Source organism: Pseudescherichia sp., from assembly GCF_031998825.1.
In the GTDB taxonomy this organism is placed as follows: Bacteria; Pseudomonadota; Gammaproteobacteria; order Enterobacterales; family Enterobacteriaceae; genus Pseudescherichia.
Genome location: NZ_DAMACX010000061.1, coordinates 1 through 19964 on the forward strand (window position 1 = coordinate 1; position 19964 = coordinate 19964).

19 protein-coding genes are annotated in these 19964 nt (G+C 55.9%); 7 read left to right on the plus strand and 12 right to left on the minus strand.

The features are described 5' to 3' along the window. From atpF to ravA, 10 genes are all read right to left on the minus strand, one after another. Positions 1-431: F0F1 ATP synthase subunit B (gene atpF, locus RTP97_RS19105; protein WP_312273810.1), on the minus strand; the 431-nt coding region annotated here is incomplete at its 3' end. A 62-nt stretch (positions 432-493) separates the two neighbouring features. Continuing rightward, complete coding sequence (gene atpE / locus RTP97_RS19110) at positions 494-733, minus strand: F0F1 ATP synthase subunit C (protein WP_000429386.1); 240 nt, start codon at positions 731-733, stop codon at positions 494-496. A gap of 50 nt (positions 734-783) precedes the next feature. After that, positions 784-1602, minus strand: coding sequence for a F0F1 ATP synthase subunit A (atpB, locus tag RTP97_RS19115; protein WP_268106301.1), 819 nt, complete (start codon positions 1600-1602; stop codon positions 784-786). 8 nt (positions 1603-1610) lie between these two features. Continuing rightward, the gene (atpI, locus tag RTP97_RS19120; protein WP_312416461.1) at positions 1611-1991 is read right to left on the minus strand and encodes a F0F1 ATP synthase subunit I; all 381 of its coding nucleotides are present in this window, start codon (positions 1989-1991) and stop codon (positions 1611-1613) included. 614 nt (positions 1992-2605) lie between these two features. Then, positions 2606-3229, minus strand: a complete 624-nt coding sequence (gene rsmG / locus RTP97_RS19125) for a 16S rRNA (guanine(527)-N(7))-methyltransferase RsmG (RefSeq protein ID WP_312416463.1) — start codon at positions 3227-3229, stop codon at positions 2606-2608. A gap of 102 nt (positions 3230-3331) precedes the next feature. Further along, positions 3332-5221 (minus strand): tRNA uridine-5-carboxymethylaminomethyl(34) synthesis enzyme MnmG, encoded by a 1890-nt coding sequence (mnmG, locus tag RTP97_RS19130; protein WP_312416465.1) that lies wholly within the window; start codon positions 5219-5221, stop codon positions 3332-3334. Positions 5222-5594: 373 nt separating this feature from the next. After that, positions 5595-6044: an FMN-binding protein MioC gene (gene mioC / locus RTP97_RS19135; RefSeq protein WP_312416467.1), complete on the minus strand. Its 450-nt coding sequence runs from the start codon at positions 6042-6044 to the stop codon at positions 5595-5597. A 90-nt stretch (positions 6045-6134) separates the two neighbouring features. Continuing rightward, positions 6135-6593, minus strand: coding sequence for a transcriptional regulator AsnC (gene asnC, locus RTP97_RS19140; protein WP_039054911.1), 459 nt, complete (start codon positions 6591-6593; stop codon positions 6135-6137). 36 nt (positions 6594-6629) lie between these two features. Continuing rightward, on the minus strand, positions 6630-8081 hold the full coding sequence (gene viaA, locus RTP97_RS19145; protein ID WP_312416469.1) for an ATPase RavA stimulator ViaA: 1452 nt from the start codon (positions 8079-8081) through the stop codon (positions 6630-6632). Continuing rightward, entirely contained in the window at positions 8078-9571 is a 1494-nt protein-coding gene (ravA, locus tag RTP97_RS19150; protein WP_312416470.1) for an ATPase RavA, read from the minus strand. Before ravA ends, viaA begins: the two co-directional genes overlap by 4 nt. Positions 9572-9790: 219 nt before the next feature. Between ravA and kup the strand changes: the two genes are divergently transcribed. From kup to rbsR, 7 genes are all read left to right on the plus strand, one after another. Beyond that, positions 9791-11659 carry a low affinity potassium transporter Kup gene (gene kup, locus RTP97_RS19155; protein WP_312416471.1) on the plus strand — a complete coding sequence of 623 codons (1869 nt, stop codon included), beginning with the start codon at positions 9791-9793 and terminating at the stop codon, positions 11657-11659. A gap of 186 nt (positions 11660-11845) precedes the next feature. Further along, positions 11846-12265 carry a D-ribose pyranase gene (rbsD, locus tag RTP97_RS19160; RefSeq protein WP_144819420.1) on the plus strand — a complete coding sequence of 140 codons (420 nt, stop codon included), beginning with the start codon at positions 11846-11848 and terminating at the stop codon, positions 12263-12265. Positions 12266-12272: 7 nt separating this feature from the next. After that, complete coding sequence (rbsA, locus tag RTP97_RS19165) at positions 12273-13787, plus strand: ribose ABC transporter ATP-binding protein RbsA (protein WP_312416473.1); 1515 nt, start codon at positions 12273-12275, stop codon at positions 13785-13787. Then, the gene (gene rbsC, locus RTP97_RS19170; protein WP_312211624.1) at positions 13784-14749 is read left to right on the plus strand and encodes a ribose ABC transporter permease; all 966 of its coding nucleotides are present in this window, start codon (positions 13784-13786) and stop codon (positions 14747-14749) included. The genes rbsA and rbsC overlap by 4 nt, the downstream gene beginning before the upstream one ends. Positions 14750-14775: 26 nt before the next feature. Next, positions 14776-15666, plus strand: coding sequence for a ribose ABC transporter substrate-binding protein RbsB (gene rbsB / locus RTP97_RS19175; RefSeq protein WP_312211623.1), 891 nt, complete (start codon positions 14776-14778; stop codon positions 15664-15666). 58 nt (positions 15667-15724) lie between these two features. Beyond that, the gene (rbsK, locus tag RTP97_RS19180; protein WP_312416474.1) at positions 15725-16654 is read left to right on the plus strand and encodes a ribokinase; all 930 of its coding nucleotides are present in this window, start codon (positions 15725-15727) and stop codon (positions 16652-16654) included. Positions 16655-16657: 3 nt separating this feature from the next. Then, positions 16658-17650, plus strand: a complete 993-nt coding sequence (gene rbsR / locus RTP97_RS19185; RefSeq protein ID WP_312416476.1) for a ribose operon transcriptional repressor RbsR — start codon at positions 16658-16660, stop codon at positions 17648-17650. Here rbsR and mdtD read toward each other — a convergent pair. After that, positions 17647-19044: a multidrug transporter subunit MdtD gene (mdtD, locus tag RTP97_RS19190; RefSeq protein WP_312211620.1), complete on the minus strand. Its 1398-nt coding sequence runs from the start codon at positions 19042-19044 to the stop codon at positions 17647-17649. The genes rbsR and mdtD overlap by 4 nt on opposite strands. 11 nt (positions 19045-19055) lie before the next feature. Continuing rightward, entirely contained in the window at positions 19056-19760 is a 705-nt protein-coding gene (locus tag RTP97_RS19195; protein WP_312211619.1) for a FadR/GntR family transcriptional regulator, read from the minus strand. Positions 19761-19964 lie beyond the last annotated feature (204 nt).

The following is a 19964-nucleotide window of genomic DNA, read 5'->3' on the forward strand; positions in this document are numbered from 1 at the left end:
GCAGCTTCATCCACGGAACGTTCGATGATCTTCTCGGCGCCAGCAACAGCCAGAACGGCGACCTGCTTACGCAGCTCTTCGCGAGCGCGCTTACGTTCGGCATCAATTTCTGCCTGCGCCTGCGCCACGATTTTAGTACGTTCCTGCTCTGCTTCGGTTTTGGCTTCGTCCAGGATCTGGGCACGGCGTTTGTTCGCCTGCTCAATGATTACCTGGGCTTCCGCTTTCGCCTTTTTCAGCTGGTCGGTCGCGTTGGCCTGTGCAAGGTCCAGATCCTTTTTAGCTCGTTCAGCAGAAGCAAGACCGTCAGCAATCTCTTTTTGACGTTTTTCGATGGCAGCAATCAACGGCGGCCATACATACTTCATGCAGAACAGAACGAAAAGGACAAACGCGATGGCCTGGCCGAGGATTGTTGCGTTAAGATTCACAGCACAATGCCTCTTATCTAGTTAACGTTCTGATATTGCCCGTAAAAATCAAGCAACGCTTACTACGCGACAGCAAACATCACGTACAGACCCAGACCTACAGCGATCATTGGGATAGCATCCACCAGACCCATAACGATAAAGAACTGAGTACGCAGCAGAGGGATCAGATCCGGTTGACGCGCTGCGCCTTCCAGGAATTTACCTCCGAGGATGCCGATACCGATCGCAGCACCGATTGCCGCCAGACCCATCATCACAGCGGCAGCCATGTACAGCAGATCCATATTCAGGTTTTCCATGACAGTCTCCAGTTTGTTTCAGTTAAAACGTAGTAGTGTTGGTAAAAAAATCAGTGCTCTTCAGACGCCATCGACAGATAGACGATCGTCAGAACCATGAAGATGAAGGCTTGCAGCGTAATGATCAGGATGTGGAAAATGGCCCACGGCACATTCAGAACCCACTGTGACCACCACGGCAACAGACCAGCAATCAGAATGAAAATCAACTCACCGGCATACATGTTGCCGAACAGTCGCAGACCGAGCGATACCGGTTTAGACAGCAGGCTTACCCCTTCAAGGATTAAGTTGACAGGAATAAATGCCCAGTGGTTGAACGGCTGCAGCGTCAGCTCTTTCGCGAAGCCGCCAATGCCTTTCATTTTGATGCTGTAGAACAGAATGAGGATAAATACGCCCAGCGCCATCGACAGGGTGATGTTCACGTCCGCAGACGGTACCACGCGCAGTGCCGGCAGGCCAAAGATGTGCTCGCCGATGTACGGCAGCAGATCGATAGGCAGCAGATCCATCAGGTTCATCAGGAATACCCAGACGAAAATCGTCAGGGCCAGCGGCGCGATCACCTTGCTCTTGCCGTGGTACATGTCTTTCACGCTACCGTGGACAAAACCAATGACCAGCTCGATCGCCGTCTGGAATTTTCCTGGGACGCCGCTGGTTGCTTTTTTGGCAACGCTGCGGAACATCATCAGGAACAACAGGCCCAGAACCACCGAGAAGAACATGGAGTCGATGTTCAGCGTCCAGAATGTGGCCGGGGGGTTATGCGGATCCACCAGCGAGAACGTACGCAGGTCAATCTGAAGGTTATTCAGATGGTGACCGATGTACTCCTGCGGTGTTGAGATTTCTCCTGCAGACATGATGCCTCTTACCCTTTGTTGTTAATTACAGCGGGTGCCAGTATCTGTACAACCAGCACCGAAACCCACGTCACGATCAGCGGCAAAAACACCGCCTTCAAAACCGCCAACGCCACCACCAGCAACACGAAGGTTGCTAACACCTTGAACGCTTCACCGAAGGCGAAGGACCAGGCCATGCGGCCTTTAGCAGGTGTATGCGCCTGATGACGCCAGGCAAAAATCATAAACAACATATTTGGCAGTACGACTGCCAGTCCACCGCATACCGCGGAGACGCCCCAGAAGGGGTCTTTGAGGCTAAATAGTAATCCACTTACTATCACAGCCAGAAACTGAATGAACAGAAGCTTACGAGCAACGTTTCTACTCAAGAGCGACAAAGACATCACGTTTTTACTCCTGCTCACTTCGAGGTATGTCGCGTGTCGTATAAAACGTTCTTTATGGCTCAGAGTCAAGCAGCAAAAAGCGAGCAAATTATACGGTGCGGCCTCGTGATTTCAAACAATAAGTAGCAAAAAGGTGAATAAATGTTTAAATAAATTTCCCGAGCGCTATTTTTCCACTTTCAGACAAACTGTGAGCGCTAGTGCAAATTTGCGCATTGCGCGCCAATGCTGACGTTAAAGCGTGCATCAGATCACAATTTAAGCATTTGCGGTCAGGACATATTATTCTTGATAAGAAATTCTATTGACTCATCTTTTTGATATTTTTGATGAATTTTATCCACTCTTTTTAAAACAGCCCGATATACAATAAAAACGTTTTATTGACATTCTTAATAAATATTTAACATCTCTGTAAAAAAGATTTTGCTGATTTTTAGCAGACTGATATTTTCCATGTTGACTATTTTCACGGTTAAGCAAAATATGAGGTTAACAACTGGAAAAGTCACAGTAAATTCAAGGTTAAATCCTCAAAAATCTTCCGCTGCTTTGTTTCGCTTTTTTTAACAGATTCTCTACAGCGGAATATTGCCATTTTTTGATAAAAATTAAAGCGCGTTTGCCTTAACGATCACTAAATGTCGCTCCCCGTCCAGCTGCGGAACGCGAAGTTTTACCACCGACTCCACGCTGAATCCGGCTGGCAGCTGAGCAATTTCGTCGTCAGGTAGCTGGCCCTTCAGGGCATAGAAACGCCCCTCCCCTGCCGGCAGGTGATGACACCAGCTGACCATATCATTGAGCGAGGCAAAGGCGCGGCTGATAACGCCATCGAACGGCGGCTCGGCCGGGAACTCCTCTACGCGGCTCTGTACCGGCGCGATATTGTCAATCTTCAGCTCATGCTGCACCTGCCGCAGGAAGCGGATGCGTTTGCCAAGGCTGTCCAGCAGCGTGAAGTGCGCCTGGGGCAGAACGATAGCCAACGGCACACCCGGCAGCCCCGGTCCCGTTCCTACGTCGATAAAGCGCGTTCCGGTCAGGTGAGGCGCAACCACCACGCTGTCCAGAATGTGGCGAATCAGCATCTCGTTCGGATCGCGTACCGAGGTAAGGTTATACGCTTTATTCCATTTGTGGAGCATATCGACATAGGCCACCAGCTGCTGTTTCTGGTGATCGGTGAGCGAAATGCCTGCGTCATTAAGCAGACGAGAGAGTTTGTTGAGCACGGTAGTTCCTGTCTAAAATTGAATTGCCCGGTGGCGCTGCGCTTACCGGGCCTACAAATTCGTAGGGCGGGTTAGCGAAGCGCCACCCGCCGAAAGTTGACGTCAGGCGCTGCGGCGCAGCATACCCTGTTTTTTCAGCCAGACCAGCAGAATGGAGATGGCCGCCGGGGTGATCCCCGAGATGCGCGACGCCTGGCCAATAGACGACGGTTTGTGATCGTTAAGCTTGGCGATCACCTCGTTAGAGAGGCCGCTTACCTGACGGTAGTCGAGGGTTGCTGGCAGAATAGCGCTTTCGTTACGCAGCTGCTTTTCAATCTCATCCTGCTGGCGAGCGATGTAGCCTTCGTATTTGACCTGGATCTCTACCTGCTCGGCCGCCTGCGGATCGTCGAGTCCTGGCGCGAACGGCGAGAGGTTTACCATTTCGCTGTAGGTCATCTCTGGACGGCGGAGCAGATCTTCCCCGTTGGCCTCGCGTGACAGCGGCGCGCTGAGGATAGCGTTCACTTCGTCGACCTGCTCAGAGTGCGGGTGCACCCAGATATCCTTCAGGCGCTGACGCTCACGCTCAATACGCTCCAGCTTCTCGTTGAAGCGCGCCCAGCGCAGATCGTCGACAAGACCCAGCTCGCGGCCTGCCGCTGTCAGACGCAGGTCGGCGTTATCTTCACGCAGCATCAGACGATACTCCGCGCGGGAGGTGAACATCCGGTACGGCTCTTTGGTACCCAGGGTGCAGAGATCGTCCACCAGCACGCCGAGGTAGGCCTGATCGCGACGCGGTGCCCAGCCCTCTTTCTCGGCAGAGAAGCGGGCTGCGTTGAGGCCGGCCAGCAGTCCCTGTGCAGCGGCCTCTTCGTAGCCGGTGGTGCCGTTGATCTGTCCGGCAAAGAATAGACCCTGAATAAACTTGCTCTCCAGGGTCGGCTTCAGGTCACGCGGATCGAAGAAGTCATACTCAATGGCATAGCCCGGACGGACAATCTTCGCGTTCTCCATCCCCTGCATGGAGCGGACAATCTGCATCTGTACATCGAACGGCAGGCTGGTGGAGATGCCGTTCGGGTAAACTTCGTTTGAGGTCAGCCCTTCCGGCTCAAGGAAGATCTGGTGCTGGTTGCGATCGGCAAAGCGCATCACCTTGTCTTCGATCGACGGGCAGTAGCGTGGGCCGATCCCTTCGATCACCCCGGCATACATCGGGCTGCGATCGAGGTTATTGCGGATCACATCATGGGTTTTCTCGTTGGTGTAGGTGATGTAGCACGGCACCTGGCGCGGATGCTGGTCAACGCTACCCATGAACGAGAAGACCGGCAGCGGGTTATCACCATGCTGCTGGGCCAGAACGCTGAAGTCGATAGTCCGGGCGTCAATACGCGGCGGAGTACCGGTTTTCAGGCGGTTTACGCGCAGCGGTAGTTCACGCAGACGGCGCGAGAGTGAAATGGACGGCGGATCGCCCGCCCGGCCACCGCTGTAGTTATCCAGCCCGATGTGAATTTTGCCGTCGAGGAAGGTACCGACCGTCAGCACCACCGACTTCGCACGGAACTTGAGGCCCATCTGGGTCACTGCACCGACAACTCGATCGTTTTCGACGATCAGATCCTCGACCGCCTGCTGGAAGATCATCAGGTTCGGCTGGTTCTCCAGCGCGGTGCGTACCGCCTGGCGATAGAGCACGCGATCCGCCTGAGCGCGGGTCGCTCGTACAGCGGGGCCTTTGCTCGCGTTTAGTATCCTAAACTGAATGCCCGCATGGTCGATCGCGGTACCCATCAGCCCGCCCAGCGCGTCCACTTCTTTTACCAGGTGTCCTTTCCCAATACCACCGATCGCCGGGTTGCAGGACATCTGCCCCAGCGTGTCGATATTGTGTGTCAGAAGGAGGGTCTGCTGACCCATACGTGCAGCGGCCATTGCAGCCTCGGTACCTGCATGACCCCCGCCAATGATGATGACGTCAAAAGGATCCTGATAAAACATGGTGATTTGCCTCGCGTAGAGCGGTTAGAAAGTGGATTGGGGTCCGGGCGGTGGATTCTACTCAACTTTAGCCCATCGAGAAAGTGCCGGGATCCTGACTATTAAAAAGAAGATCTTTTTTATTTAAGATCTGTTTTATTATGATCTCTTATTAGGATCGCCATGTCCTGTGGATAAGGCGGATCCTCTCATGAAGATCAACGTGTTATTAAGGATCGTTTGCTGTGAAAGATCGGTGATCCCACACCGTATAAGCTGGGATCAAAATGGCGGGTTATGCACAGGTGAAACTTTAAACAAACCTTATACCGTGGATAACTACCGGTTGATCAACGCTTTTAACCAGAGTTACCCACAGCTGATCGCACGATCTTTACACTTCTTTCAGTAAATTGATCCACGATCCCAGCCAAATTTCCGCCGGATCCTCCGGAATCTCATGTTCGAGGACGTTGATCCTTAGCGTTTCGCCGATCTGTTTTGCCTGACAGCCTTTCAATACCTCTTCCAGCTTCTCGATAGCGCCACAGAAGGTATCGTACTCACGGCTACCCAGACCCACCGCGCCAAAGCGAACATGGGAGAGATCCGGCTGCTGTTCCTGCAACTCTTCATATAAAGGCAGGATGTTGTCAGGCAGATCTCCCGCGCCATGGGTGGAGGAGATCAGCAGCCATACGCCATCGGTAGGAAGATCCTCAAGCAGAGGGCCATGCAGCGTGCTGGTAGAGAAGCCGGCATCTTCCAGCTTCTCAGCCAGATGTTCTGCAACGTATTCTGCGCCGCCCAGCGTACTTCCACTGATGAGAGTAATGTCTGCCATGATGATCCGCTCCAATGAATTAGAGCGGTATTGTACGCTGTGAATGAGCTGGGATCTACCTGTGGAAAATGTGGTGATTACTTTGATCGGCTAGGGGCGGATGGTACGCATGATCGGGTTCTGCAGGGAGATCAGCGTCTCGGTGGACTGGATCTCATCGATTGTTTGGATCTTGTTGATAAGTACCTGCTGCAGGGCGTCGATCGAGCGGCACATGACTTTAATAAAGATGCTGTAGTGGCCGGTGGTGTAGTAGGCCTCGGTGACCTCTTCCAGGCTTTCAAGCTTCGCCAGCGCCGACGGGTAGTCCTTGGCGCTCTTCAGAATGATGCCGATAAAGCAGCAGACGTCGTAGCCGAGCTGTTTCGGGCTGACGTCAATGCGCGCGCCGGTGATAATGCCCGCCTGTTTCATCTTCTCTACCCGGACGTGGATGGTCCCAGGGCTAACGCCAAACTGCTTCGCCAGTTCGGCATAGGCCGTGCGGGCATTGGCCATCAGCGCCTCCAGAATGCCCCGGTCGAGGTTGTCGATCTGGTAATTTTCCATAAATGTCAGCCGTTATTATTCAGTATTGAGTTGAGATTAACGCTTCCAGCGACGCAGCAGGCGGCTGCGCATGCCGGTGTCAAAGCGCCAGATATGATCGAAAATTCGCATGATCCCCGGCTTGCCGTGGGCCGACATCGCCACCGCGTGAAAACGGTGCTGATGTACCTCCTGTAGCGTTTTGATCTGATTGACAACCTCGTCAGGCAGGCGCTGGGCGATAAAATCCGAGATCACCACCGCATCGGCATCCGCCCACTCGCCGCCCTGCATTCGCTCGATCACGGCGCGAAAGCAGCTGGCAAGATCGGTACCGCCACGAAAGCGCTGGCTCAGGAAGCGGATCGCCTCCTCTAATCCCTGCGATCCCGACAGCTCATAGCGCACCACCTCGCTGGAAAAGAGCATGATATAGCAGCGCCGGTTATCCGCCAGCGCCACCCGCATCAGCGCCAGGCAGAACGCCTTTGCGCACTGTTCGTTAAAGCCGCCCATCGAGCCAGAGGTATCGACACAGATAATAAACGGCCCGCGCGGCTGCTCATCGACGCTCTGATGCACCACCGGGCGCTGGGTGATCTTCTCCCGCCAGGCTTCACCGTGCAGACGATAGGTGAGAAGCTGCTTCTCCACCAGCCGACGGTAGAACTCATACTCCAGCTCGGTAATGCCGAGGGTCGCAAGCTCGGGCGGCAGCAGGCGCAGAATATCATCGCTCTGTTGAAGGCCATCTACCTGCTCCGGCACCGAAGCCGGTTCGCGCACCAGCGTGCGGAAGGTCTCCATCGGCGAATCTTTTTTCGGTACCGACTTTGCCTCCCGGGAGCGTCCAAGCTGCTCGGCCAGCTGTTTCAGCTCCGGCTGCTCGGCAAGAAAGTCACCGTAGCGAACGATAAGCTGATAGTCACCGCGTTTCAGCTGCCCGGCGCTCATGTCCCACAGCCGTCCGGCGGCGTTTTCATTGTCGATCAGTACCGACTCAAGCTGACCGCTCAGCTTCATGCGCTCCTGAACCTCACTTAAGAGCTGCTCGCGCTCCTCCTCCAGCAGCTGCTGGTTGAGCGTCGTCGCCTGTACCACCAGGCTCAGCCGCCAGCGCTGTAAAAAGAGGGTATGCAGCGCGGGGGTAAGGGTAGGGTTATCGGCGATCAGTTGGCTTGCCTGCTCGGCATAGGGCGAGTGGACCTTCGTCAGCACGGTGAGGATCTGCGGAAGCTGGACAATAAACTGTGGCGTCGCCAGCAGTTGGGCCTGCTGGTAGCAGAGAAACTCTTCAGTAAGCTCCGGCGGAACCGGCGTCTCCTTTAGCCGGCTTCTTAGCGCCTCTCGCCAGCGAGGCACGTCATCGGTAATGGCGCGCCTGAGCCGGGGAAACTTTTCAAAGAACACCGCCAGCTGCGGCGAGGCCAGCAGGGCGACGATCAGCTCCTCAATCAGCCCCTCTTCGCCCACCGCCAGCATCACATTCAGCGTGTCGAGGGTGATCATTGCCGGGCCTGTTTGATCTGCGCGCCGACGTCCTGCAGGCTGGCTTCAATGCGTCCTAACCAGTCGCTATGAATGAACAGGCACTTCTGCTGTTCGCTGAAGCGGGTGTGCTGCTGGTGCCACGTATTATCCAGCGCCTCGAGCTGCTGCCTGATCTCTTCCGGCACGCTCTCCTGCGAGGATCCGGGCAGCGCCAGCCGGGAGGCCTGCAGGCTGACGTCGCGAACGATAAGATGCAGGGTAGCGTCAACCTCCATATTGAGCACCTGGGCAAAGCCAATTCCGTTGAGCTTGCCACGGATCTCTCCGCCCTTCATTAGCCACTGCTCCAGCGGGGCGCGTTCAAGGGTAATGTGTACGACCTGCATATCGTGCAGCTTGAGCGGCTGCTGGAGCAGCAGAGTAAGGGTATCGTCGCTGATATCGGGGGGGAGCTCATAGTGCGGACGGCGGCTAAACATGCCGCTCTGGCGCTGCACTTTGAGGGCGGTCTTATCGCTCTGCTGCTGCTGAAGCTGGATACGCCGCTGGGCAATGGCCCCCAGCTGAACCAGCATCGCCTGCTGCTGCCAGGCGTGTCCGGTCATCAATATATCGACCTGCTGGGCAAGCAGCTCCCGACTCTGGGCGTCATGCCACAGGCAATCTTTTAGCAGGATCAGATCGATGGGGGAGACCGCATCGCGTCCGCAGAAGAAGGCGCTGGCCTGCAGCAGGCGGATGGCCTTTTTCCAGCGTCGGTCAGAGACGTAGGGGGCGCTGGGGAGGTTATCCAGCTGCTGGCGCAGCATGAAGATCAGCTCGAATACCGCATCGGGCAGGGTGATGTGGCCTATCTCTTGCTGCCACTGCTGATACTCCTCGTCCGTCACCTGTAGCGAGGCCGGAACCGGGTTATCGTTCTCATCCTGCTGGCTGACCAGCATCGAACGGAAGTTCCCCTTATCCTGTACCTTATCCAGCCAGAGGCGGATCAGCATACGGTCGTAAAGCGCCTCCAGACTGCTGTCTGCTTCCGGCAATTCGTTGGAGGCCGCCACCAGCAGGCGCATCGGGATCTTATCTTCGCTGGCACCGTTGCGGAACCGACGTTCGTTAATGGCGGTCAGCAGGGTATTCAGAATAGCGGGGCCGGCTTTCCAGATTTCATCGAGGAAGACAATCTCCGCCTCCGGGAGATAGCCCGCAGTTAAACGCTCGTAGCGTCCTTCATCTTTCAGTGCCTGAATCGACAGCGGACCGAAAACCTCTTCCGGTGTCGAAAAGCGGGTCATCAGATATTCAAAGGCGCGAGCATGCTGAAAGGCGTACTTTAGCCGGCGGGCAATAAGGCTTTTCGCAATACCGGGCGGGCCAAGAAGAAATACACTCTCCCCGCTGAGTGCGGCCAGCAGGCACAGGCGGATAGCGTGGCTACGCTCATACAGGCCTTTTTCCAGCGCGCTGCTGAGACGGGAAATTCTTTCTGCTAATAAATGTGAGTGAGCCATAATTGTTCTGCATCCTTTCGCCGCTGTATTCGGTGGACAAAAGCGAGTATACGTTTCAACAAGGGCTTGTAATAGACGGAATAATGCCTTCGTATTCTTTGCGCCAGGATAACCCTGTCGCATTTAGGGCTTCGATTTATTGAAGAATCATGCATACTGTGCGTTTTTGTGGGCCAAGGGACTAAGCGCACACTTGTCATCCATACAAAAGATTAGTCTATGAGCACTGATAATAAGCAATCATTGTCTGCGGTTACCCTCGCAGCCATTGGGGTTGTCTACGGTGATATCGGTACCAGCCCGCTTTATACTCTTCGTGAATGTTTGTCCGGTCAGTTTGGTTTTGGCGTCGAACGCGATGCGGTGTTTGGCTTTCTGTCACTCATCTTCTGGCTGCTGGTTTTCGTTGTCTCTATTAAGTATCTGACCTTTGTTATGCGGGCCGATAACGCCGGAGAAGGGGGGATTTTGACCCTGATGTCGCTGGCGGGACGTAACACCTCGGCGCGGATGACCTCGGTGCTGGTGATCATGGGGTTGATTGGCGGCAGCTTCTTCTATGGAGAGGTGGTGATCACGCCTGCAATCTCGGTGATGTCGGCGATCGAAGGGCTGGAGATTATCGCCCCCTCGCTGGATAGCTGGGTCGTCCCGCTGGCGATCGTGGTGCTGACGCTGCTGTTTATGATCCAGAAGCACGGTACCGGGCTAGTGGGTAAGCTGTTTGCGCCGATCATGCTGGCGTGGTTTATCATTCTGGCGGTGCTGGGCCTGCGCGGGATCATCTCTAACCCTGAAGTGTTGCAGGCGCTGAACCCAATGTGGGCGGTGCACTTTTTCCTCGAATATAAAACCGTGTCGTTTGTGGCGCTGGGCGCGGTGGTGCTGTCGATCACCGGCGTAGAGGCGCTGTATGCCGACATGGGCCACTTCGGCAAGCTGCCGATCCGTCTGGCGTGGTTCAGCCTGGTGCTGCCGTCGCTGGCGCTGAACTATTTCGGCCAGGGCGCGCTGCTGCTGAAAAATCCGGAGGCGATTAAGAACCCGTTCTTCCTGTTGGCTCCGGAGTGGGCGCTGATCCCAATGCTGCTTCTTGCCACACTGGCAACGGTTATTGCCTCCCAGGCGGTGATCTCCGGCGTCTTCTCGCTTACGCGTCAGGCGGTGCGTCTGGGTTACCTGTCGCCGATGCGCATCATTCACACCTCGGAGATGGAGTCTGGCCAGATCTACATTCCCTTTGTTAACTGGCTGCTCTACTTTGCCGTGGTGATTGTGATCGTCAGCTTTGAGCGTTCAAGCAACCTGGCGGCGGCGTACGGGATCGCGGTGACCGGCACTATGGTGTTGACCTCTATTCTCTCCACCACCGTGGCGCGTAAAAACTGGCACTGGAACAAGTTCCTGGTGGCACTGATTCTGGTGGCGTTCCTCTGCATCGACATTCCGCTCTTCTCGGCGAACCTCGACAAGCTGCTCTCCGGCGGCTGGCTGCCCCTGAGCCTTGGCATCGTGATGTTCCTGATTATGACGACGTGGAAAAGCGAGCGCTTCCGCCTGCTGCGGCGTATGCACGAGCACGGTAACTCTCTGGAGGCGATGATCGCCTCGCTGGAGAAATCTCCGCCGGTGCGGGTGCCGGGCACGGCAGTCTATATGTCGCGGGCGCTGAACGTTATTCCGTTCGCGATGCTGCATAACCTCAAGCACAACAAGGTCCTGCATGAGCGGGTGATCCTGCTGACCCTGCGCACGGAGGACGCGCCCTACGTGCACAACGTCCGTCGGGTACAGATCGAGCAGCTTTCGCCGACCTTCTGGCGCGTGGTAGCCAGCTACGGCTGGCGCGAGACGCCGAACGTGGAGGAGGTCTTCCACCGCTGCGGACTGGAGGGGCTGAGCTGTCGCATGATGGAGACCTCGTTCTTTATGTCTCATGAGTCGCTGATCGTGGGCAAACGCCCGTGGTATCTGCGCCTGCGCGGCAAGCTCTATCTGGTGCTGCAGCGTAACGCCCTGCGCGCCCCAGACCAGTTCGAGATCCCGCCCAACCGGGTTATTGAGCTGGGTACCCAGGTAGAAATTTAAACCCGCCAAATGCCGGGTGGCGCTTCGCTTACCCGGCCTACTCTCTTCATCACCTTTTCCATTTCAATTTCCGTTAGCGAAACGTTTCGATATCGATCACAGTTCTTTAACGTGGTGATGGTTAAATGAACGCCATCCGGCATACACTGGCACCAGCGAAACGTTTCGCTAGTGGAGCCAGAAAAAATGAAGAAAGGATCTGTACTGAACTCTGAAATCTCATCGGTTATCTCCCGCCTTGGGCATACCGATACGCTCGTGGTATGTGACGCCGGGTTGCCGGTTCCCCACAGCACGCAACGCATCGATATGGCATTAACCCAGGGCGTACCTTCGTTTATGCAGGTACTTGAGGTGGTCACCACCGAGATGCAGGTTGAGGCAGCCATTCTCGCGACGGAAATCAAACAGCATAATCCGCAGCTCCACGAAGCGTTGCTCAACCATATTGAGCAGCTGCAACAGCACCAGGGAAATACCATCGAAGTGCGCTACACCACGCACGAAGCATTTAAACAACATACCGCAGCAAGCCAGGCGGTTATTCGCAGCGGGGAGTGCTCCCCGTATGCGAATATCATTCTCTGTGCTGGCGTCACCTTCTGAGGCCATCATGGACGCACTACTTCAGCTTAAGGGGATCGACAAAGCGTTCCCCGGCGTAAAAGCCCTCTCCGGCGCCGCGCTCAACGTCTATCCAGGCAGCGTAATGGCGCTGGTGGGTGAGAACGGCGCGGGCAAATCCACCATGATGAAAGTATTGACCGGTATCTATGCGCGCGATGCCGGTTCGCTGCTGTGGCTGGGCCAAGAGACAACCTTTAACGGACCAAAATCATCGCAGGAGGCAGGGATCGGGATTATCCATCAGGAGCTGAACCTGATCCCACAGCTGACCATCGCCGAAAATATCTTTTTAGGCCGTGAATTTGTTAACCGCTTTGGCAAAATCGACTGGAAAAAGATGTATGCCGAAGCGGACATCCTGCTGGCGAAACTCAACCTGCGCTTCAAGAGCGACAGGCTGGTGGGGGATCTCTCCATTGGCGACCAGCAGATGGTCGAGATTGCCAAGGTGCTGAGCTTTGAGTCGAAGGTCATCGTCATGGATGAGCCGACCGATGCCCTCACCGACACCGAAACCGACTCCCTGTTTCGCGTGATCCGCGAGCTGAAATCCCAGGAGCGCGGCATTGTCTACATCTCCCACCGCATGAAAGAGATCTTCGAGATTTGCGATGACGTGACCGTCTTCCGTGACGGGCAGTTTATCGCCGAGCGTGAGGTTAGCTCGCTCACTGAAGATACGCTGATTGAGATGATGGTGGGCCGCAAGCTGGAAGACCAGTACCCACATCTCGATAAAGCCCCGGGCGAAGTTCGTCTGAAGGTCGACAGCCTGTGCGGCCCGGGAGTGAACGATGTCTCCTTCACCCTGCGCCAGGGCGAGATCCTTGGCGTCGCCGGGCTGATGGGCGCAGGACGTACCGAGCTGATGAAGGTGCTGTACGGCGCGCTGTCGCGTACCGGCGGCACCGTTACCCTCGACGGGCGTGAGGTGGTGACCCGTTCGCCGCAGGATGGCCTGGCCAACGGCATCGTCTACATCTCAGAGGATCGTAAGCGCGATGGTTTAGTGCTGGGCATGTCAGTGAAAGAGAACATGTCCCTGACCGCGCTGCGCTACTTTAGCCGCAGCGGCGGCAGCCTGAAGCATAGCGATGAGCAGCAGGCGGTGAGCGACTTTATCCGCCTGTTTAACGTCAAAACGCCCTCTATGGAGCAGCCCATCGGCCTGCTCTCTGGCGGCAACCAGCAAAAAATCGCCATTGCCCGGGGACTGATGACGCGCCCGAAAGTGCTCATCCTCGACGAACCCACGCGCGGCGTGGACGTCGGTGCTAAAAAAGAGATCTATCAGCTCATCAACCAGTTTAAAGCGGATGGGCTGAGCATCATTCTGGTGTCGTCAGAGATGCCAGAGGTGCTTGGCATGAGCGATCGCATCATAGTGATGCATGAAGGACATTTGGGTGGCGAGTTCACCCGTGAGCAGGCAACCCAGGAAGTGCTGATGGCCGCCGCCGTCGGCAAGCTAAATCGCGAGACCCAGGAGTCAACGATATGAGTACCCAGACCGTTATCCCCCGCCGCTATTTTAATAAGGCGTGGCTGATGGAACAGAAATCGCTGATTGCCCTGCTGGTGCTGATTGCGATTGTCTCCACGATGAGCCCTAACTTTTTTACCATCAATAACCTGTTCAACATCCTGCAGCAGACCTCGGTGAACGCCATTATGGCGGTGGGGATGACGCTGGTGATCCTGACCTCGGGGATCGATCTCTCCGTTGGCTCGCTGCTGGCGCTGACCGGTGCGGTGGCCGCCTCGATTGTCGGTATGGAAGTTAACGCCCTGGTGGCTATTGCGGCCGCGCTGGCGCTCGGGGCTGCGGTAGGGGCGATGACCGGGGTGATTGTCGCGAAAGGCCGGGTGCAGGCGTTTATCGCCACTCTGGTGATGATGCTGCTGCTGCGCGGTGTGACCATGGTCTATACCAACGGCAGTCCGGTGAATACCGGCTTTACCGATAACGCCGATCTCTTTGGCTGGTTTGGTATTGGCCGTCCGCTGGGTATCCCGACGCCGGTGTGGATCATGGGCATCGTCTTCCTTGCCGCGTGGTATATGCTGCACCATACCCGCCTGGGCCGCTATATCTACGCCCTGGGCGGCAACGAAGCGGCCACGCGCCTCTCCGGCATCAGCGTCAACAAAGTCAAAATTATCGTCTATTCACTGAGTGGCCTGCTGGCGTCGCTGGCGGGCATCATTGAAGTGGCGCGCCTCTCCTCTGCACAACCCACGGCCGGTACCGGCTATGAGCTGGATGCCATCGCGGCGGTCGTATTAGGCGGTACCAGCCTCGCGGGGGGTAAAGGCCGCATTGTGGGCACGCTGATCGGTGCGCTAATCCTTGGTTTCCTTAACAACGGACTGAACTTGCTGGGTGTTTCCTCCTATTACCAGATGATCGTTAAGGCAGTGGTGATTTTGCTGGCGGTGCTGGTAGACAACAAAAAGCAGTAATAAATGACATTACAGGACATCTGATTATGAACATGAAAAAACTGGCTACTCTGGTCTCTGCTGTCGCACTAAGTGCAACCGTGAGCGCAAACGCGATGGCGAAAGACACCATTGCGCTGGTGATCTCCACCCTGAACAACCCATTTTTTGTTTCGCTGAAGGATGGCGCACAGAAAGAAGCCGACAAGCTGGGCTATAACCTGGTGGTGCTGGATTCGCAGAACAACCCGGCAAAAGAGCTGGCCAACGTGCAGGATCTGACCGTACGCGGCACGAAAATCCTGCTGATCAACCCGACCGACTCCGATGCGGTGGGTAACGCCGTGAAGATGGCGAACCAGGCAAAAATCCCGGTGATCACCCTGGACCGCGTGGCGGCCAAAGGTGAAGTCGTGAGCCATATCGCCTCTGATAACGTGCTGGGCGGCAAAATTGCCGGTGATTACATCGCGAAGAAGACCGGTGAAAGCGCGAAGGTGATTGAACTGCAGGGCATCGCCGGTACCTCTGCCGCTCGCGAGCGCGGGGAGGGCTTCCAGCAGGCCGTGGCAGCACATAAATTCAACGTGCTGGCCAGCCAGCCGGCAGATTTCGACCGCACCAAGGGTCTGAACGTGATGCAAAACCTGCTGACCGCACATCCTGACGTGCAGGCCGTCTTTGCCCAGAACGATGAGATGGCGCTGGGTGCGCTACGTGCGCTGCAGACGGCGGGTAAATCCGACGTGATGGTGGTGGGCTTCGACGGCACCCCGGACGGTGAGAAAGCGGTAAACGACGGCAAACTGGCGGCGACTATCGCCCAGCTGCCAGAGCAGATCGGCGCGAAAGGCGTTGAAACGGCTGATAAAGTACTGAAAGGCGAAAAGGTTCAGGCGAAATACCCGGTTGACCTGAAGCTGGTTATTAAACAGTAATCACGTTTTTAAGGTTTACGCCACCAGCAGGTGGCGTACCTTACAGGATGATCCCACCATGAAAACAGCAGGTAAGCTCGTTGTCCTTGGCAGCATTAATGCCGATCACATTCTCAACCTTAACGCTTTCCCAACGCCTGGCGAAACCGTAACCGGTACCCACTACCAGGTTGCCTTTGGCGGTAAAGGCGCCAACCAGGCGGTGGCCGCCGGGCGCAGTGGGGCGCAGATCGCGTTTATCGCCTGCACCGGCAGCGACGATACCGGAGAGCGCATCCGCGCGCAGCTGGTCAGCGATAACATTGACGTTGCGCCCGTGAGCGTTGTTGACGGGGAGTCTACCGGCGTCGCGCTGATCTTTGTCAACGGCGAAGGGGAGAATGTCATCGGTATTCATGCGGGCGCCAATGCCGCGCTCTCTCCTGAGCGGGTTGCCGCTCAGCAGGCGCTGATTACCGACGCGGACGCGCTGCTGATGCAGCTGGAGTCGCCGGTCGAGAGCGTGCTAGCCGCCGCGAAAATTGCTCATGAAAATCATACTACTGTGGTACTGAACCCGGCTCCGGCACGTGTATTATCTGACGAGCTGCTGGCGCTGGTGGACATTATCACCCCGAATGAAACCGAGGCGGAAAAGCTAACGGGCATTCGCGTCGAGAGCGACAGCGATGCAGAGCGGGCGGCGCGCGCGCTGCACGATAAAGGCATCGGTACGGTGATTATCACCCTTGGCAGCCGCGGCGTATGGGCCAGCGTCAACGGTGAAGGTCAGCGTATACCGGGCTTTAAGGTCAACGCCATTGATACTATCGCGGCGGGCGATACCTTTAACGGCGCACTGGTGACCGCGCTGCTGGAGGATAAGCCGCTTAATGAGGCCATTGTGTTTGCCCATGCGGCGGCGGCGATTGCCGTCACGCGGAAAGGCGCGCAGCCTTCTGTGCCATGGCGTAACGAGATCAATGATTTCTTGAGTCAGCAGGGGTAAAGCGTGGCCACCATGAAGGACGTTGCTCGCCTGGCGGGCGTTTCCACCTCGACGGTTTCGCACGTCATCAATAACGATCGCTTTGTCAGCGACGCGATTCGGGAAAAGGTGGAGGAGGCGATCAAAAGCCTTAACTACGCTCCTTCAGCGCTGGCGCGCAGCCTCAAGCTCAAGCAGACGCGCACCATCGGGATGCTGATCACCGCCAGCTCCAACCCCTTCTTCTCTGAGCTGGTGCGCGGCGTAGAACGCAGCTGCTTCGAACGTGGCTACAGCCTGGTGCTCTGTAATACTGAAGGCGATGAAGAGCGGATGAACCGCAACCTGGAGACGCTGATGCAAAAACGCGTCGACGGGTTGCTGGTGCTCTGTACCGAGACGCATCAGCTTTCGCGAGAGATTATTCAACGCTACCCCTCTATTCCTACCGTAATGATGGACTGGGCCCCCTTTGAGGGCGATATCGATATCATTCAGGACAACTCGCTGCTGGGCGGCGACATGGCAACCCAGTATCTGATCGATAAAGGCTTTACCCGTATCGCCTGCATTACCGGGCCGCTGGATAAAACTCCTGCGCGGCTGCGGCTGGAGGGGTATCGGGCAGCGATGGCCCGAGCGGGCCTGCCGGTGCGCGAGGGCGACGAGATTATCGGTGATTTTGAGTTTGGCAGCGGCGTTGCGGCTATGCAGACCCTGCTGGCGCAGCAGGAGCGGCCCCAGGCGGTATTTATCGGTAACGATGCGATGGCCGTTGGCGCATATCAGGCGCTGTATCAGGCGGGACTTAAGGTTCCGGACGATATGGCTATCATCGGCTATGACGATATCGAGCTGGCACGCTACATGACGCCGCCGCTCACCACCGTCCATCAGCCTAAGGATGAACTGGGTGAGCTGGCGATCGATGTTCTGACTCATCGCATTGCCGATCCGACCCTCTCTCAGCAGCGGCTACAGCTGACGCCGGTGCTGATGACGCGCGGCTCCGCTTAGGGCTTGTGCCGCTCCTTAATCAGGTTCCGCCCATCTTTCGGTTTGAGCAACAAGAAGACGGAGGCTGAGATCAGGGTGATCACGCCCATGGTAATAAAGGTGTAGTGGAACTGCTCAATGGTATTGGCGCTCTCAAACCCTTCATAAAACCGCAGCACCGCCGCGCTGACCGCGACCCCAAGGCTGATCGATAGCTGCTGAGTGACGGCCAGGACACTGTTGCCGCTGCTAGCGTTCTCGTCGGTCAGGTCGGCCAGCGTAATAGTGTTCATCGCCGTGAACTGCGTGGACATCGCCATCCCTAATATAAAGAGCGGCAGGATCAGCAGCCATATCTCCATCGACGGCGACTGAAGCGCAAACTGCGCAATCATCACGCCAATAATTACCGTAATGCCGAACAGCGTTTTACGGTAGCCGAACCAGCGCAGTACCTGAGTAACGGTGGATTTCGCCAGAATCGATCCTATCGCCGTAGGCGCAATCATGCAGCCTGCAATAAGTGCCGTATAGCCGAAGCCGACCTGAAGCATCAGCGGCATCAGGAAAGGAACGCAGCCGGTACCGAGGCGCGAGGCGATGTTGCCCGCAATGCCAACCGAGAAGGTGCGGGTCTTGAAGATTGGTAGGGCAATCAGCGGCGAGGGATGGCGGCGAGCGTGACGGATGTAGGCATAGAACAGCACCACGCTGCTGAAGATAATGGTAAGTGCCAGCCAGCTGGCCACCAGTTTTTCACCAAACAGCTCAATACCAATGGAGAAGAGCACAAGACTTACGCCGAACAGGAGAAAACCGCCCATGTCGAAACGGCGGCGTGGCGTCGTAAAGTCAGGCATATATTTACGCGCGTAGAACAGTCCGGCAATCCCAATAGGAATGTTGATCAGAAATATCCAGTGCCAGCTGGCCCAGGTGACCAGCACCCCGCCGAGTACCGGGCCAAGAATGGGACCCACCAGACCGGGCATGGTGACAAAGTTAAGTACCGGCAGTAATTCACTGCGCGGATAGGCTCTCAGCAGCGCAAGGCGGGCAACCGGCATCATCATCGCGCCGCCTATCCCCTGCACCACGCGAAAGACAACCAGCATCCCTAACGAATTTGATAGTGCGCAGGCCAGCGACCCCAGGGTGAAGAGTGACACCGCCAGCATAAAGATACGTCGCGTGCCGAAACGGTCCGCCAGCCAGCCGCTAACCGGGATCAGCATGGCGACGGTTAGGGTGTAGCTGATAATCGCCGACTGCATCGCCAGCGGGGAGCGGTTAAGGCTTTGCGCTATGGCCGGTAACGCGGTATTGAGAATAGTGGCGTCCAGCGCCTGCATAAAAAAGGCCATCGCCGCAATCCATGGCAAACCCGCCATGCTGCGCGCTTTCTTCTTTGTCATACTACGTCCTGTTATTTAGCTTCCTGCGGATGTGGCGTATTAAGTAACGCCTGACATGCATTAAAGGCGCGTTCGCCATCGCTATCCTGAATGGCATCCACAATAGCCTGATGATTTTCAAGTTTAACCACTTCATTATGGGTAATAGAGTTGAAGTAGGTGTGATAAACCGAGTGAAAAAGCGTGGCAAACGACGAAAGGAAGGGATTGCTGCTCATGGCATAGATATGTTCGTGCCAGGCGGTATCTACATCTAACCAGCGTTCACGATGAAAATGTTGCTTTAACTGTACCATCTCTTCCATCAGCGTATTAAGGTGCGCTTTCTGTTCTGCGCTACCCCGCTGAGCGGCCAGCATGCAGGCCTGAGGCTCCAGAGTGCTGCGTAAAACCAGAAAGTGACCGATCACCTCATGGAAGTTGTTGTCCGTCATCCACCAGGAGAGCAGCTCCTGATCGAGGAAGTTCCAGCTCCCTTTAGGCATCACCCGTGTACCGATACGCGGACGTGGCAGTACCATCCCTTTCGCAGTTAACGTTTTTACTGCCTCCCTGACTGCCGTTCGGCTTACGCCAAACTCATCGCCCAGCTCCATCTCAGCGGGCAAAATTGAACCTGGCGCATACTCCCCGGTTAAGATCCGCTGGGCCAGCTTCTCTGCCAGTACATAAGAAAGGTTTTTCTGGGCGGCTAAATGCTGTGCGCTTAACGGCATATATCATATTCCTTCTTCTATTTATCTCTTTCAGTATGCCACCTGACACAGGTTATCGGCGCGAAATTCAACAAATGCAGCCAATTGTGATGGTTTTTAGTACGTGTTGATGAAAAATAGTGCGCTTGAAAAGTTTTTTGCATTTAAGTCTTGTCAGCTCCGAATAACTCCCTATAATGCGCCTCCACTGACACGGAACAACGG

Excerpts from the sequence above, each read along its gene's own strand:
- asnC (WP_039054911.1), bottom strand. The coding sequence starts at position 6,593 with ATGGAAAATTACCAGATCGACAACCTCGACCGGGGCATTCTGGAGGCG.
- atpI (WP_312416461.1), bottom strand. The coding sequence starts at position 1,991 with ATGTCTTTGTCGCTCTTGAGTAGAAACGTTGCTCGTAAGCTTCTGTTC.
- rbsC (WP_312211624.1), top strand. The coding sequence starts at position 13,784 with ATGAGTACCCAGACCGTTATCCCCCGCCGCTATTTTAATAAGGCGTGG.
- viaA (WP_312416469.1), bottom strand. The coding sequence starts at position 8,081 with ATGATCACCCTCGACACGCTGAATGTGATGCTGGCGGTGGGCGAAGAG.
- rbsB (WP_312211623.1), top strand. The coding sequence starts at position 14,776 with ATGAACATGAAAAAACTGGCTACTCTGGTCTCTGCTGTCGCACTAAGT.
- RTP97_RS19195 (WP_312211619.1), bottom strand. The coding sequence starts at position 19,760 with ATGCCGTTAAGCGCACAGCATTTAGCCGCCCAGAAAAACCTTTCTTAT.
- rbsD (WP_144819420.1), top strand. The coding sequence starts at position 11,846 with ATGAAGAAAGGATCTGTACTGAACTCTGAAATCTCATCGGTTATCTCC.
- mdtD (WP_312211620.1), bottom strand. The coding sequence starts at position 19,044 with ATGACAAAGAAGAAAGCGCGCAGCATGGCGGGTTTGCCATGGATTGCG.
- mioC (WP_312416467.1), bottom strand. The coding sequence starts at position 6,044 with ATGGCAGACATTACTCTCATCAGTGGAAGTACGCTGGGCGGCGCAGAA.
- atpE (WP_000429386.1), bottom strand. The coding sequence starts at position 733 with ATGGAAAACCTGAATATGGATCTGCTGTACATGGCTGCCGCTGTGATG.
- kup (WP_312416471.1), top strand. The coding sequence starts at position 9,791 with ATGAGCACTGATAATAAGCAATCATTGTCTGCGGTTACCCTCGCAGCC.
- atpB (WP_268106301.1), bottom strand. The coding sequence starts at position 1,602 with ATGTCTGCAGGAGAAATCTCAACACCGCAGGAGTACATCGGTCACCAT.
- ravA (WP_312416470.1), bottom strand. The coding sequence starts at position 9,571 with ATGGCTCACTCACATTTATTAGCAGAAAGAATTTCCCGTCTCAGCAGC.
- rbsA (WP_312416473.1), top strand. The coding sequence starts at position 12,273 with ATGGACGCACTACTTCAGCTTAAGGGGATCGACAAAGCGTTCCCCGGC.
- mnmG (WP_312416465.1), bottom strand. The coding sequence starts at position 5,221 with ATGTTTTATCAGGATCCTTTTGACGTCATCATCATTGGCGGGGGTCAT.
- rbsK (WP_312416474.1), top strand. The coding sequence starts at position 15,725 with ATGAAAACAGCAGGTAAGCTCGTTGTCCTTGGCAGCATTAATGCCGAT.